The sequence below is a fragment of the Gardnerella sp. C0026F2 genome (genome assembly GCF_056590715.1).
This window is the reverse complement of sequence record NZ_JBWPWR010000001.1, coordinates 481,840-497,245: the sequence shown is the minus strand read 5'-3', so window position 1 is coordinate 497,245 and position 15,406 is coordinate 481,840. Positions and strand designations below refer to the sequence as shown.

At 36.7% G+C, this 15,406-nt stretch carries 14 protein-coding genes; 8 read left to right on the top strand and 6 right to left on the bottom strand.

Translation table 11 applies throughout. From position 1 onward, the window contains the following. The first annotated feature begins 98 nt into the window (after positions 1 to 98). The 4 genes from AC1EK3_RS01865 to AC1EK3_RS01850 all read left to right on the top strand — a co-directional run bounded on the left by AC1EK3_RS01865 (position 99) and on the right by AC1EK3_RS01850 (position 3,407). Positions 99 to 1,115 (top strand): hypothetical protein, encoded by a 1,017-nt coding sequence (locus AC1EK3_RS01865; RefSeq protein ID WP_419399274.1) that lies wholly within the window; start codon positions 99 to 101, stop codon positions 1,113 to 1,115. Continuing rightward, the gene (locus tag AC1EK3_RS01860; protein ID WP_016635898.1) at positions 1,102 to 1,314 is read left to right on the top strand and encodes a hypothetical protein; all 213 of its coding nucleotides are present in this window, start codon (positions 1,102 to 1,104) and stop codon (positions 1,312 to 1,314) included. The genes AC1EK3_RS01865 and AC1EK3_RS01860 overlap by 14 nt, the downstream gene beginning before the upstream one ends. Positions 1,315 to 1,603: 289 nt before the next feature. After that, positions 1,604 to 2,914 carry a hypothetical protein gene (locus AC1EK3_RS01855; RefSeq protein WP_419399273.1) on the top strand — a complete coding sequence of 437 codons (1,311 nt, stop codon included), beginning with the start codon at positions 1,604 to 1,606 and terminating at the stop codon, positions 2,912 to 2,914. 196 nt (positions 2,915 to 3,110) lie between these two features. After that, positions 3,111 to 3,407 (top strand): type II toxin-antitoxin system RelB/DinJ family antitoxin, encoded by a 297-nt coding sequence (locus tag AC1EK3_RS01850; RefSeq protein ID WP_480033439.1) that lies wholly within the window; start codon positions 3,111 to 3,113, stop codon positions 3,405 to 3,407. A gap of 419 nt (positions 3,408 to 3,826) precedes the next feature. On the opposite strand, the gene AC1EK3_RS01845 is transcribed toward AC1EK3_RS01850, so the two are convergent. The 6 genes from AC1EK3_RS01845 to AC1EK3_RS01820 are packed head-to-tail and all read right to left on the bottom strand — an operon-like array spanning position 3,827 to position 11,740. Next, the gene (locus AC1EK3_RS01845; RefSeq protein ID WP_480033440.1) at positions 3,827 to 6,439 is read right to left on the bottom strand and encodes a DEAD/DEAH box helicase family protein; all 2,613 of its coding nucleotides are present in this window, start codon (positions 6,437 to 6,439) and stop codon (positions 3,827 to 3,829) included. 3 nt (positions 6,440 to 6,442) lie between these two features. Beyond that, on the bottom strand, positions 6,443 to 8,407 hold the full coding sequence (locus AC1EK3_RS01840; RefSeq protein ID WP_422113522.1) for a DNA methyltransferase: 1,965 nt from the start codon (positions 8,405 to 8,407) through the stop codon (positions 6,443 to 6,445). Next, positions 8,407 to 8,637: a helix-turn-helix domain-containing protein gene (locus AC1EK3_RS01835; RefSeq protein ID WP_422113523.1), complete on the bottom strand. Its 231-nt coding sequence runs from the start codon at positions 8,635 to 8,637 to the stop codon at positions 8,407 to 8,409. The genes AC1EK3_RS01840 and AC1EK3_RS01835 overlap by 1 nt, the downstream gene beginning before the upstream one ends. Before the next feature lie 35 nt (positions 8,638 to 8,672). Beyond that, positions 8,673 to 10,394 (bottom strand): DUF2326 domain-containing protein, encoded by a 1,722-nt coding sequence (locus AC1EK3_RS01830; protein WP_422113524.1) that lies wholly within the window; start codon positions 10,392 to 10,394, stop codon positions 8,673 to 8,675. Next, a complete protein-coding gene (locus AC1EK3_RS01825; protein WP_422113525.1) occupies positions 10,384 to 10,611 on the bottom strand; it encodes an ABC-three component system middle component 7 in 228 nt (75 codons plus the stop codon). The genes AC1EK3_RS01830 and AC1EK3_RS01825 overlap by 11 nt, the downstream gene beginning before the upstream one ends. Continuing rightward, on the bottom strand, positions 10,595 to 11,740 hold the full coding sequence (locus AC1EK3_RS01820; RefSeq protein WP_480033441.1) for an ABC-three component system protein: 1,146 nt from the start codon (positions 11,738 to 11,740) through the stop codon (positions 10,595 to 10,597). Before AC1EK3_RS01820 ends, AC1EK3_RS01825 begins: the two co-directional genes overlap by 17 nt. Before the next feature lie 226 nt (positions 11,741 to 11,966). On the opposite strand from AC1EK3_RS01820, the gene AC1EK3_RS01815 reads away from it, so the two are divergent. The 4 genes from AC1EK3_RS01815 to AC1EK3_RS01800 all read left to right on the top strand — a co-directional run bounded on the left by AC1EK3_RS01815 (position 11,967) and on the right by AC1EK3_RS01800 (position 15,395). After that, positions 11,967 to 12,104 carry a hypothetical protein gene (locus tag AC1EK3_RS01815; protein WP_162860811.1) on the top strand — a complete coding sequence of 46 codons (138 nt, stop codon included), beginning with the start codon at positions 11,967 to 11,969 and terminating at the stop codon, positions 12,102 to 12,104. A gap of 277 nt (positions 12,105 to 12,381) precedes the next feature. After that, on the top strand, positions 12,382 to 12,708 hold the full coding sequence (locus tag AC1EK3_RS01810) for a TIR domain-containing protein (RefSeq protein ID WP_480033442.1): 327 nt from the start codon (positions 12,382 to 12,384) through the stop codon (positions 12,706 to 12,708). Positions 12,709 to 12,733: 25 nt separating this feature from the next. Then, the gene (locus AC1EK3_RS01805) at positions 12,734 to 13,696 is read left to right on the top strand and encodes a hypothetical protein (RefSeq protein ID WP_415689742.1); all 963 of its coding nucleotides are present in this window, start codon (positions 12,734 to 12,736) and stop codon (positions 13,694 to 13,696) included. 64 nt (positions 13,697 to 13,760) lie between these two features. Further along, on the top strand, positions 13,761 to 15,395 hold the full coding sequence (locus tag AC1EK3_RS01800; RefSeq protein WP_480033443.1) for an ATP-dependent nuclease: 1,635 nt from the start codon (positions 13,761 to 13,763) through the stop codon (positions 15,393 to 15,395). Positions 15,396 to 15,406: the final 11 nt, after the last annotated feature.

Here is a 15,406-nt window from a genome sequence, read left to right as displayed (position 1 = left end):
AAATAAAAAAGCGAACATTGAAGAGGATTTTACAGCAAAGACCGCTTCGCATGTTCACAAATCACAACGCCTATTATAGAAAAGAGGAGGATGCGCAAATGGATAAACAAGAAGTAATCGAAATACCTGCAGACGAAATTGAGACAATTGACATAGAAGATTATAGAGGAGAAATTGCTGAGCACTTCCATCAGATGCCTGATGTTGCTAGACCATTGATGAGTGAGGCAAAACAGACTTTTCATAGAATTGAGCAGATGCTGTATTCAGCGCCAGCTTTCATAAATGCTGTAAAAGCTGCAATTCCAGATGTTACACTTCAAGCTGTTCTTACGGATGACCAGAAGAGTCAGCTTGCAAAAGGCGCGCTTAAATTGATGACAAAGAAAGATGGTTATCTTATAGCAAACCTTGTGAATCCGGAAACTAATAAAATTGTATCCACTATTCCATTGAAAAGCGTTCAGATGGCACCTGAAATGACACAAGCGATGACTAGCTTTTCAACACAGATGCAAATGGCACAAATCGCAGAGCAGATACAAGTAGTGCAGATTGCTGTAGAAGAAGTAAGACGAGGCCAAGAATATGACCGTTTAGCAATAGCATATAGCTGTCAGCAAAAATTATTACAAGCAATGGCAATTAAGAATCCTGAACTACGTTCTATGGCTTTAATGCAGCTTGCAGCTTCTGCTGAGGATAGCAGAAATCTATTGATGTTGAGCCAGAAGTCAAATGTTAAGTTTATTTCAGAACAGCCAGAAGATTTACTTGGTAAGATATTTAATGGGGATTCACCTGAAAAGATTAATTTGAGAATGAACGAAATTAGAGAGAGCTTATGTGCGGTAAATATGGTTTCTTTTACCGAGGCTATGGCTTATCAAGAAATGAATGAAGATGAAGCTGCTCACCAAAGTTTGACTTATTTTGCTGACTTCGTAAATGATACATATCTTGCCGTTCCGGGATTAGTTGAACGACTTGATTTAATAGACCCATCTTCTAAGAATTACTGGTCACAGACACTACCAAATATAAAAGAAAAGATTAATGCGCTTCCGTGCGCTGGGAATCCGATTCTAATAGGAGGTTCTGATGATGAAGAATAAAACGGATGAAGTGAAATATTGTAAAAGTAAGAATTGTAAAAAAGTCTTTCCGGTAGGATACAAACATAAATATTGCGAGGCATGCAGAAATAAACATGCAGAAACCACAAAGAAAACCTTAAAAGCAGTTTTCGGAACAGCTATTTCTGGCGCAGTACTTGCATTAACTGCTGGAATGATTAAGCCAAAGAACAAATAAAGGCCTATAGTCCGAAAATCAATCATTCCACGCAATCATATATAAAATAAAGAGTTGGACTGATTCCAATACGGTATCTTACACCCAACCTCAAGCAAACATTTGGAAATGCAAGTACCATCGTCAAGATATGAATGTAGATATTCAATTAACGGTTTTAGCGTTCGACTTGTATGTAGACAAGAGCCAGTTCAAAGACAGTCGATATGAAAACTAAATAATAACTAAGCCAAAGGCGACCAACCGTAAAAGTTGGTTGCCTTAGTTTGAAGAAAGAGATGTGAGGAAAATGCATTATAAAACTGGATTGGTATGCGACAAAGAGTTCTTCAATGGGATTGATTCTCAAAACTATTTTGCTTCATTTTACAGCAAAATGAAAACAGAAGTAGAGCAAATGAGTGATGAGGAAATTGTCTCTTATAATTTTGAAGAGTGGGCAGATTATCTTGCAACAAAGTATTCTGTTGCGCCCATTTCGATTTTTGAAACAAATATTGAGAAAACGCTTTCTGAAACAAAAGTCAAAAAGGCGAATACTTTCCGAAGGTATCCTGGTGAAAGAGACTTTTTTGAGATAGACGGAGTTCAAGTGAGATTCAAAATCCCGTTTGACGGAGATCCAAGCCTGTTCAAGTTACGACCCAGTAGACGTATTCTATCAAGATTTGCAACGCAAAGTTTTGTAAGTCCTCATGATGAGGACCGCGGAAGTTTCACTCTGGATTTTGAATATACAAAGCAGGAGCTTCAAGACAAGGGTGATGCAATGGCTGAGTATGTGCAAAAACAGTTCGAAAACGAATTTAGTAGCTATAAGACAATGATTGACAATGTGAACGCCGAGGTTACTTCGTTCAATAGCGGACTTACAGTTTATGCCATGAGTTTGTTGGAGAAACGAAAAAAGAAAGCAGACTCTTTCTCCGCTATTAGCAACGCATTACAGATTCCATTGACTGCGAGCAAAAACGCGCCTAATACCAAGCCAATCCAGTTGAAACGGATAGTCCGTCAATCACCTGCGAAACCAACAGTTAAAACTGCAATTCCTGAACCGTGCATCAGTGATGGCGATTATGAAAATATCAATAATATCATTTTGATGTGTGGAACAACTATGGAAAAAACAGCGAGAACATATTTTGCCAATACCGAAGAAGAACTCAGAGACCATCTATTAGCAACATTGAATACGCATTATGAATCAGCAACGGGAGAAACCTTCCGAAAGATTGGAAAAACTGATATTCATATTGAGTTTGAAAACAAGGCTGCTTTCATCGGAGAATGCAAAATATGGCACGGTGAGCGTTTGTTCCAAGGAGCAATCCAACAAGTTATTAACTATTCAACATGGCGAGATATAAAAGTATCAGTGATTATTTTCAACAAAGAAAATCAATCATTCCCCGCAATCATATCTAAAATAAAGAATTGGGCTGATTCCAATACGGTATCTTACACCCAGCCTCAAGCAAACATTTGGAAATGCAAGTACCATCGTCAAGATATGAATGTAGATATTCAATTAACGGTTTTAGCGTTCGACTTGTATGTAGACAAGAGCCAGTTCAAAGACAGTCGATATGAAAACTAAATAATAACTAAGCCAAAGGCGATCAACCGTAAAAGTTGGTCGCTTTTGTTTTGCCCATTATCAGAAAGGAGAAGTTGCCCATGAGTAAAGAATTGGAAAAGCTTGGTAATTCGTAGCCGGAAGTCAACGTTGTGTATGTATCGTGTTGCAATATGCGATACAGTATTTTATGATGTGTGTATGGAGGTTGGTTGATATGGCAGTTACTAAAACAGCGAATGTGAATGTGAGAATACAAGAAAATATTAAGCAGAAGGCTGAGCAGATTTTGGAAACGATTGGAGTTCCTAGGGCTACTGCTATTGACATGTTTTACCGTCAAATCATTCTTAATAACGGTATTCCGTTTTCGCTTACTATTCCAAAGTCGCTTCCTGCACAAGATGATATGGATGAGAAAACGTTTAATGCTTTGATGGCTAAAGGCTATGATCAGGCGGTTCAAGGTGATAGTTATACGATAGATGATGTTTTCGAGGCGATCGAACACTGATTGGCAGCCATGGGGGTAATCTTGGGTTTAGAAAAATACGCGTAAAAAACTATTACATTTACTTTTTGGTTGATGAGAATAGAAAAGAAGTTCAAATACTCGCGGTTATTTACGTTAGAAGAGATCAAGCTAGACAACTGGAAGAATTGTAACGTAACGCGCTATCAAGCAGGCCTTAAACCTTTTAACGATTACCTTTTTCTATCGTTAAAAAGTGCACCAACCCTGCGAGGTGGGGAAATAAAATCATAGAAAAATTCTTTGCCATATAGAAAAAGCTGAGTGATGTATAGGCTAAAAAGCGACCTCTCAAAATGAGAGATCGCTTAATATTTACATAGCAGGTTTAAACTTAAAACCTTTATAGCTGCTCTTGGAAAGATTGAAAGTTCTTCCTTAGAGTTGATCTACTAATTCATCTACAGCTTAGACACTAAATCGTTTAGTGCTTTGTCGAATTCAGACATTTTGTTTTCTTGATTAAAGAATGGAAGACCTATAATCTTGTATCCTCTTCCTAAAATATCGTTAATCTTGTAGTTGTTCTCAATCTGCCCTAAGAATTTTTCTTTCCACTCATCTTCAAATAAAAGTTGACTACCTTTAGGCTCAACATATGCTTGATATGTTTTAACATCCTCATACTCTTTCTCACGAATAAAGAGCAAGAAATCAGGCTCAAAACGTTCACCTGAATCAAACGAATAAATGGCAAGCTCAGGGATTCTCTCATTCCTAATAAGATAGTATTCAAGTCCTTTTGCTTTAAGCTTCGGCTCAATAGTTGACTTAAAATATTTTACTAACAGTTTTTCTTCGCTCGTACCATAATTGTCCGTAAAAACGTACCAAGGTTCGTCAACAAGATTCATGCGATAATCAGCGTTAGCGCAGTTGTTTTGCGAGTCACCATGACCACCGTCTGCAGTAATTGAATTAAGCGATATCTTTTTGTCATGTAAAACATTTTTAAGCATGTGCGGCTTAAACACAGTACTTCCAACAAACTCTTGTTTAATAGTGGCAATATATGATGCGATTTGCGAAAAAGCTTTCTTACAAGCTTCAAATAAATCTTTACCGCTTATACTATCTTGAGTTTGCGTAATCTCTAAAATAGAGTTTCCAAGATAACTATCCGAGGTTAAAAACTCTTTTAATGAAGTAACATTAGGATATTTATCTTTTATAACATTAAAACAGAGTTCTGGGTAGCAGGATGCTGCGCCAGATAAAATATTATAATCAATATCCTTAAAAGATTTCGATACTGGTTTTGCAGTTAAATTATTAACATTCTCAGTTTCACCAAAAAGGTTTACTACTTTTCCAGATACAGATTTTTGCGAGTAACGGTATATTTTTGTTTTCAAACTATCTTCAATAGTTGAAATATTCGCACGACCTCGAGGCAGTCGTTCATTAGAGTAGACGTATGATCTTTGGTAAAATTCAGAAGTCTTAAATTCTTCTTTAAGCGTATATTCACGAGTAATCGGGTTTTCTGCTTGCAAACCAGTAGCAACAAGCGCTTGTTTTAACTCGGTAATATAACGTGAATCGTTAAGACTATGGAAAAGCATTGTTTCCAGAATACGATAATCGTTCGTAAGATCACCATCAAACTTACGCTTATATTTAAGGTCTTTGTCGCCTTCATATACGAATGGACAGTAGCGTGCTCCACGACCAATCAGTTGAGCCTCTTTAATCGTATAGGAGCCAATCTGACCTGCTTTACCACTGCCTTGTCTACTATCATACAAGCGCACAATATCGAAGAGATTTAGAACATCCCATCCTTCGTTGAGCATGTCAACAGCAAAAATAAGGCGGATGTGATTATCCTTGTCTTCCAGCGAGTTTACTTTTATTTGATTCACATCATTGTTATCGCTGCCACCATTCATAATAATGGTGTTTTCTTCGGCAAAAGAGTTCTTAAGACTATGCTCTAGGTTTTCAAGGCTGTCGTCTTTTTCCTCAAAATAAGCTATAGCTTTTGAAAGAAGCGGAATATTAGCACTCTGTAAAGCCATAATCTCATAGCTCGTGAGCTGATTTAGCTTTTTGAAAAACTCGTCATGGAAAGCTTCAGACTCTTTAATCTTTTGCGACTTAAGCATAATAACTGGTTTAATATTCAGTTTTAAGTCCGCAAAAAGATAACGACGATATTCACTCAAGATAAGAGCTATAAGCGTACGATCCCAGAGATTCGTATCAGTCGCAAAATTCTGGAAGTCTTTAGTGTAACCACTTTCACGGAATCGCTCCAGTGGATAATTGTATACGATTTTATCAGCATATTTTGCAAGCACGTTTTTATCTTTAAGATCAGCCGTAGCTGTAAATTCCAGTAGTATATTGTCTTTATTAGAAGTAAAAGCATTATTAACTGTGTATTCCCAGCTTTTCTCAGCATCTTCTTCAGTACTAGTCTTTTTCTTCGTATAAGAATTAATATGATGGCTTTCGTCCGAAATAAAAACGATTTTATCATTCTCAAAATCAGTGTATGTTGGCGCGTTTTCTTTAGCAAACCACATGTCTGTATGTAACTTTTGAGTGGTAGTAAATAGCAGCTCAATATCATCATCTAGAACCGTGTCGCTAAATCGGTCTACTTTTTTCACTTTAATCTTCATACCAAGATAGGAAAGATTATCAGCAAAAAGATACTTTGATGAAAGCGCGTTCAAAAAGTTTTCTTCCGTCTTTTTCAAAATATTCGTTTGATTCACAAAGAAGAGGAACTTGCGATAACCTTTTGTGTAAAGATAGAGGATAAGCCCTGCCATCATCACCGTTTTACCGGAACCTGTTGCCATGTGAAAAAGAGTATGAATCTGCTTATTCTTACGCAAACCATCTTTTTCAAAATAGGTAACGAAATATTGGAAAGCCTCTTTTTGATACTCTCGCAAAACAATATTTTGAGATAAACTATGCTCAATAATATCGGGCATAGGTGCAAGCTCATTCATTTCTTTAAGTGTATCGAGTTTTTCGTATAAGAATGATTCAGCCATGGGTCAAGCCTCCTCATAGAAAGACTTCGTAAAGGCTTTATCAGCATCACTAATTTGATATGCTGCATCATCCATATCTGAAGCATTAACGTACAGCTTGTTCTTATCAACAAGCTTCATGAGTGCTTGCTTCTTTTCTTCTAATGTTAGATTCTCAAAGTCTTTATCAGCATCAGCGAGTTCCTGCTTGGTAAGATAAGGCACAATACGCTCATCTGCGTAAATGGAAGCTTTTACACTTTCAATAGTATCTTCAGTCGCATTTTGAATAGCAGTAATAAGCGTGTTAGCGTCTTCTTTAAGCTCGCAATAAACGAAAGAGCCACCACCATGCCAGTTTTGAGCTTTAGAAATACCGCCTTGTTCGCCTTCAAGAACTTTCTTCAAGCGCTCAACAGTTATGTCTTGAATGTAATCCATTTGTTCAACACCAATGTATCGTCGTCCCATTTTATGAGCAACTGCGGCAGTAGTGCCGGAGCCAAGATGGAAGTCAAGGACGAGGTCGGTGGGGTTACTGCTTATTTCTAAAATAGATCTTATTAACTCTTCAGGTTTCGCGTAATCAAATTCATCTCTAGAGAAAAGATTTGTAATTTCATTATTCCCATCTTTATTTTTTGACTTAGTTAGCAGGGTAGCTATAAATTCTTTAATCAAAAAATCACTGTTTACGGATGTTGGCTTTTCATTACAATCATCATCTTCTTTAAAAACTCTTCGGAATGGACGATTACCGGACATAAACTCATAGTCGTCTGGGAAACCAATTCCGCCAGAAGCATACCACTCATCAAACGTATCTTTTGTGACTGCCCATGAACGCTTAGGATTAACAGGATATTCCTTACCGGTTTTTGGATTTATCATCGTAAAATCAGAATTTGGACGTTCTTGAACTGTTCTCTGGCTTGTTAAATCTGCTGTTCGCCAAGGTTTACCGGGGAAATCATCTGTTTCATAATATTTGCGTTCAACTTGTCTACCAACAACCGCATCTGATTCGTTGGCTTTCGTATAAACTAATATCCAATCAAAATCTTGCGATAAATTAAAAGGCACATCTGATTTTCCATCTCTAGTTTTTCTAGGAATAGTTCCTACAAAATGTTCTTTGCCAAATACATCATCTGCCAAAACTTTAAGATAATGCATACCATCTTCACCCATATGAATCCAGATGCTTCCATGCGATGAAAGTAGCTTATTGGCAAGTTCCAGTCTATTTTTCATAAATGTCAGCCAAGTAGACATCTTAAAATTAGAATTATATTTAAAACTATCTTCACCTATAGTTTTGTTGAAGTAATAAGGTGGATCGATATATATGCACTTTACTTTGCCTTCGTAGCGTTTAAGAAGGCTTGCTAAGGCAATAAGATTGTTTCCTTTTATAATTAAATTATCATCATCGTTAAGCGTTATGCCTGTTTCTTCTTCAACATGAATAGTATTAGTGTCTAGTTCTCCAGTTAAATCTTTCTCACCAACGGCGGTGTAACGTTTAGTGTTCGTGAATACTTTAGGTGCAAGAATGCGCGAGATTTCATCACTTGCTATTGTTTCGTTATAGAAAATCTCACTGCGTTTTTGATCATCTTTATCTTGACCGCCTTCCAATACGCAATCCTTGTAAGGGAAGTCGAGCACAACATCGTTTGTTTGCGAGACGAAACTGCCATTATGGGTAAGCCCAATTTTGTTTGTATAAGCCGTGTAAGAGTCTGGCAAGAATTCCTTTGATTCCATGAACCAAGCGAACTTTTGCTTATCGAAAACGAGCGTACCTTGAACGTCTTTGAAGAATGTTTCTTTTACGTCTTCGTTTGAGAGGAGAAGGGTGAGCAAATCTTCACTCATTGCCATAACATCACTGTATACTACAGCTTTAAGAAGCTTACCATCTTCGGCTTTGTATTTGCTATTTGAAAGCAGGAGGTCTGCTACAGTGTCAAAAATGTTTTTCATTACTTCACCTCATTCTTATTCGTTTTATTATCTCTAATGGTTTCAACGATGTCGTTTAAATCGCAGCTTAGAACCTCACAAATTCTCAGTAAAATGTCCGTTGTAACGTTGTCGCCGCGATTGAGTTTTGCAAGTGTCGTGGAGCTAATCTTAGTTTTTTCTCGCAGATCTTCTTTTGTCCAGTTAAGATCGATTAGCCTTTTCCATAATTTGTTATAAGAGAGTTTCATATTGCCCCCATGTATGTTGATGTGTGCTGACGGCACTATTGCGTTTTTTCACTATTCTTCTTGTTTTTCTTGGTATTCCATGTGTATCCATATAAGGCTTTGGTCTCATCATCGAGATGAATGACACGTAACTCATCAGATAATTCAACCGCTTCTTGTCCATAGGCAGGGGAAGCATCAAAGGCAAAGAATACTTGTTTCGGATCTCCGCAACGATCATGTAATTTTGCTGTCTTCTCGTATAGCTCTAACATTTTAACAACTGGCAAATAAGCAATCTGCTTGATGACCGTAGAATCATGGATAACGAAAGGAAGTGCTGTCAATTCCAAAATCGCCATGTCAAACAAAATCAGATTCTTTGATTTTGCACCGGCTCCGTTATCGCCTTGGGAAGAAAAGCCATAGCCAAGTTTTCCTTCTCTTGATTCTTTGAAAGAGAAAGATGGTGCGAGGCGATCTTGATCCTGGTAAAGAAAGTCATTGTCCCTTTGAAATGCGGCATTCAAGTCGCTTGCTAGACTTTTGAGAATGGCAGGTCGTCTTTCCTTCAGTGCTTCTCCGGTTTCTTTTTTGAGCTTCTTCAGTTCCTGCGTCTTGTCAAACATAGATATTTGTTCCGCAAGACGCTTTATCTTTGCGACGGTCTCACCATTTTTCTCATAGGTTTCATCGTCCAGTTCAATTGATTCATTGAGCGAGTAAATTTTCTCCTTAATTTGTTTGATCGCCTCATTGACAAGTCCAAGCTCTTTTTTGTAAAGCTCTGCCTGTTCATCAATCTGATCATTTAATATTCCGATGAGAGAGCGATGATAATATTCGACTGTCTCTAATTTTTCTTTGTTCGCTTGAGGAAAGAACTCATAAAAAGCATTTAACTCCTCGCTGCTTATCCTGAGTTCTCCAGCCAACGTAGCCTCGACAAGTTTTAGTCTACTTTGAAGAGCCGTTCTTTTTTCTTCCAGTGGTCTTAAGCTCATGCGCAGTTTTGAAGCCTGCGATTTAATTTCTCTGGTCTTATCATATAAAGATAAATCGGCGGTCACCTTTAAGCTTGCGAGCTTCGTTTTTGTTTCGCTTAACTCTTCGGCTGCTTGTTTTCGTTCTTGTTGGGAACGCAGCTTTATATACGGACTAAGTCCGCTTTTTGCAATCGTCTCCAAGCTGGAATACTCACTGGAGGCTTTTGCCAGTTCGTCTTCTAAGGCTTTAAGCTCATCGTATTTTCCGAATAGCTTTTGAAGTGCTTTTACTCCCGCCTCATCAGGTTCTCGAGGAGCTGCAAGTAAAGGTTTAGTCAAATTGGCAAGAGGCTCTTCTCCGATGCGTACAAAGCGACCGATTAATTCACGCCATGTGGAATCATTGAAATCCAGGCCATATTGCTCGGCTAAAAATAATTTATAGTCATCGATCGTCCACTCTCCGGACTTCTTCTGATACGTGTCATCTGTATAAATACTGATAAACCCATGGCGCAACGTATCACGCGAAAGATAGTAGTAGTCTTCGCCGAATTTGAGCGTGAAGTAAATCGTATGGTGCCCTACAGCTTGCGGAAGTATAATGGTATCGGTTGACAAAAAATCCTTACCGGCAAAAACGAAATCAATGATATATAGCACCGTTGATTTTCCAATGGAATTTTCAGCTTTCGCACCACCTTCGATCATGTTGAGTCCACCGTGGAAAATAATGGGCGGTCTCTGCTTTTCATCTTCGATAAATTTATCTGACCAAATACTAATGAGCACGAAAGATCACCTCGCTTTTTTTGTCTATCGTTATTTCTTGAATTGAAAGAAGCAAAGCAAGCTCTTCAATAAGTTCAAGAACGCCACCGACCTCACCAGCAATTCTCTGGTATAAATCCGCTACAGAAATGCCATCTTTCCCAATAGCTCGTAAGATGATGGGGAAATTAGATAATGTGCTTTCTTCATAGGTATAAAGTTTATTCGGCAGTCTCATCAGAAATAGCCTCCTTGCGAGGCGAAAAGACCTCACATATTTGTATGAAATAACAAACTACAATGGCGCAGGTGTATTCACCTGATCCTGTTTCGTGACTCATCCATTCTGTTATCTTTTTGAAGGCTAAACGTTGCTCAACCTGCAGCCGCTTTAGTTCAAGCCACATGCCTTTTACTTGATTGCGCATTCTTTCAAAATCCAAAACGCCGGATGAGTCCAAGCTCTTCAGTTGTGTGTCAATAAAAGATTTGTAAATAGCCATCGCATCGCGGGCTTGGAGCATCAGCTCCTCGTCTGCGATTTTTGTTTTTAAAGGATAGGCATTATATTTGGGATCCGTTTGTTTTTTAGCTGAAGGAAGATCTTTCAAAGCGACCAGTAAGGCCGTAATTTCTTTGTCTAAATGCATGGGAACTGCCGCTTGTTCAAGTTTCTCTTGTTGCTTAAGCAGTGATTTTTTCTCATACAGATTTTTTTGTTGTTCCGGCGTATGGCTTAAGTTGTATTGAGCGGCGCACTCCGGGCATAAAACTGCAAAATCTTCAATGGTTGGATTTTCTTTGCTCTCATCAATCTGAATGATGTCATAGGCAGGAGCAGTCTTGGCATTGGATGAAATTTGTAAAGATCTACCGCACTTAAGACAACCTCTGGATTGAAGCAACAACTCTTCTTTGTAGTCGGTTAAGGCTGCCCATTGATTGATTAGTATTTCGTATTCTTTATTTCGGTTTGTCTGTTTTGCTTTCTTTTGCAAAATCCTGACAAGTTCTAAGCTTGCCTGCTTAACAAGATCCTTAACCTCAACGTCAACATTATAGGTGGCGAAATTATCTGCTATTAGCTTTTTTGCGGGTAGATCCAGGTCTTTAATCAACCCCATCAAGTTTTTTAGGTTCAGACGTGATAAAAGCGCATTAGCAAATTTCATTGTAAAGGATGATGCTCTTGAAAACATCGACTCTAAAGTGGCATCGCTGGGTAGAACGGACGGATCTTTTCTGGTTGTCCACTCATCTTCCGATACCGTCGTGAACATGGAAATGAGTTCTCTCATATAAGAAGGTCCGCCGAGACCGCCCGGAACGAGCGGTTTCATAGCTTTACACCATTCATTAAATTCCAAGGCGGATCCTCCTTTCTTTTTTCTCAGGTTTTCTCATGTTTTTCTCTCAGGATTTCTCAAGGATTGAAATCAGTCACTTTGTATTCTAAAAGTGCAGTTCAGAAACCTATCTACTCAGATTCTCTGATTTGTTAATTATAGCATCTGAGGTTGCATCGAGTAAAGAAAAACTTTACGAAAGTGGAGGCTGTGAGTTGACATGAATTCAGAAAGCGAGGTGATGAAAATGCAAAAGAATACTAAGCAGACCTCGAAGCGAGTAGCTTCCAAGGCTAGCAAAGTTTTGCGTGATGGACGCTATAGCAAGACAGCTAAGTCTGTAGCTGGTAGTGCTCTCGCACAGACAAAGAAAAGTGGAAAGTAACCACTCTAAAAAATCTAAGTAATTGCAGGTCTGATTATTTAATCAGGCCGCACCCATAAATATCACAAAGCCTGATTAGCTATAGGGCGATGAGATACAGCATAGAGCTTCACGGATTTATTCCGTGGGGTGCTATGTGAAGTACCTCTATTTTCCTATGGCTATTTTCATGCCTTAAGAGCTGGTACTTCACAAAGTGCCAGCTATTTTTGTATGCGTCTTCTCATCGACCCAACTTGGTCTTATTCATATGCTTACGAAGGATTAGTGAAACTTATTGAACAGTAGTCCAAATTTTGATTATAAAAACTATTCTGCCCCTAAGGATGATCCTATTCATGATGCAGAAGATGATCATCAGTTAAAGAAAGCAATTAGAAACCAGATGCAACATGCCAGTTGTGTTCTTATATTGGCAGGAGTTTATTCAACATACAGTAAATGGATCAACATTGAAATTGAACTAGCGAAAGAGCTAGATAAAAAGATTATTGCTGTTGAACCTTGGGACTCTGAAAAAACATCACGTGTTGTAAAAAATGCTGCTGATGTAATAGTTAAGTGGAGAACTGATTCTATAATTTCCGCTATTAGAGGATATTAGTTTTTTAAAAAATAGAACTATTCAGATGATTGATAGAGAAGTTGACTTTAATAGATTGCGCAGAGTCCAATGCACTAATTGTAAGCACATATTTACAGTTGACTGGAATTGGCTTGAAGAATCATATGAACATAAAAAGACATGCAAGCGTTGTGGCATAGACTTCTTATACCAAGAGAGTAGTGTGATACCATGTATTTATAATTCTGAGAAAGCACTTGACGATAATTCTCTTGTGAATATGTTTTGGTATCACACTACAGATATAAAAGATTGGCCAAATAATAGTTACAATCCTTTAGACTCATTAACTGAGGATACTATCAAACGTATGGGTGGTCTGCGTAGGGCACAAAAATGGAATAATCGCATGAAAAACAAGGCGCTTCACTTAGGAACATATGAAGCTTCTGTTTTTAATATGTATAGAAGAATTGAATATGAAGATCTTTGTGGAAATGAATTTTACTTATATAGAGTCAAATTGAGAAAAGATTCTAAAATTTACCCTGGATGGAAATATGAACCAGCAAGCATGGTCGGAGAGTTTGATAGAGATGAAATGTGCCCCAAACCTTATAATATTACACGTTATTTAAATTATTATGAAGATCCTGGAACTTTGTCGTTAGTAATACGACCAGAAGCCATTGATAGTACACAAGTAATTGGATTTGATGATATTGCTGTGAATAAAAGTGAAATTGAAAATATTGTAAATAAATTAAAATACATTTCAGAACAAAATATAATCGAGTCAACTTTTAACAGTATTAATCTCCCACAAAGTTCATTAGAGTGTAATAATATATTTGATGAAATATTTAATGATTTGCCTATTGCATTTTCAAATTCGCTGCGACATGTTGTGCAACCAGTTAAAAATTATGAAAGCTTTGCTAATTGGTTAATCGTAGTAAAAGCATTTGTAACTGACTATTACTCAATTAAGAAGATACTAGATTCAAAACAATTGAATAAGGTCTAGAACATATTTTGCGCTGAAATCATTTATTAAATTATTAGATAATTAGATTGGAGATCATTGTTCCATGATTAAAAAAGTAATTATAAAAGGTTATAGAAAATTTAAAGATTTTAAATTTGAACCTGAAGGTGGAATGAATATTGTAGTTGGAGACAATGAATCTGGGAAATCCACTCTATTCGAAGCTATAATAATGGCTTTGACTGGACATATTGATGGTGTTCGTGCGTCTGAAGCTATTAATCCGTATATGTTTAACAAAGATAATGTAGAGAATTTTTTTAAAAACAAAGAACTAAAAAATTTACCTGAATTCTTGATAGAAGTTTATTTAAATGCTGGCGATGGGGATATACAGCGATTACGTGGTGCTAACAATAGTTTACATGAAGATTCAGTAGGATTAAGTATACATGCCTATTTTGATCTTGATTATGAAAAAGAAATTAAAGATTATTTCGAACAACATGATTGCCCGAATATAATCCCAACGGAATACTACAGAGTAGATTGGATTGATTTTTCTGGAAGATCTATTTTTAAAAAGCCAAAAGATTTGGGTGTAATGCTAATTGATTCTTCAAATATAATCTCAAATAAATACGCTAATTACAATACGCGCAATATAATTAATTCGCACATAGATGCGAAAGATAATAATAAAATTACTTCTGAATATAGAAGCAGATGTAGTAACCTAGCAGCACAACAAATTAGCGAAATTAACGAAAAACTTGAGGAATATTACAAAGAAGAAAAAGAATGGACCATTGGACTTCAGCCTGACCAATCCAATTCGTCATCATGGTGGAATATATTCACTCCATGCGTTGATAATATACCTTTAAATTTCATAGGACAGGGATATCAAGCATGTTCGAAAACTGTTTTAACTTTTTCACAGAAATCAGATAAATCTAATTACATTTTTATGGAAGAGCCTGAAAACCATTTAAGCTATTCAACGTTAAGGAAGTTATTATATTTCATTGAAGACAATTATTCAGAAAAACAGATATTTATATCTACACATAGTTCTTATGTATTAAATAGAATGGGATTAGACAAAATATCTTTGATAAACAATGGCAAAATAAGCAAATTTAGTAATATGAATCCTGACACTGTAGAATATTTCAAAAAATTATCTGGATTTAATACATTGCGTATTTTATTGTCAAAAAAAGCAGTTATCGTGGAAGGCCCTTCTGACGAAATTGTATTTAATAAATTCTTTAAAGATACTTATGATAAAGAGCCTCTTGATTGCGGAATTGATGTAATAGCAATCAATGGAGTTGCATTTAGGCGATGCCTAGAACTAGCTGACATATTATCTAAAGATATTGTAGTGTTGCGTGATAACGATAATAAAAATCCTGAAGAATGGAAAGAGAAGTTATGTAAAAATATGTTTAACGACTATAAAAATAAAATATTTATAGGAGAAGTAAATGATGGTAATACGCTTGAAACACAAATAGTTAATGCAAACAGTAACAACAAAGAAGACCTGAAAGAAATTTTAAATTACAGTGAATCTGATGATAACAATAACATTGCTAACTTTATGATAAATAACAAAACCGATTCTGCACTACTAATTGCAGAATCAGATGAAAAATTAAATCAACCGTCATACATTAAAAATGCTATTGAAAGTTTAAAGGAAATTGCTAATCAAAGCAATAATAAATAGATGTGGATATT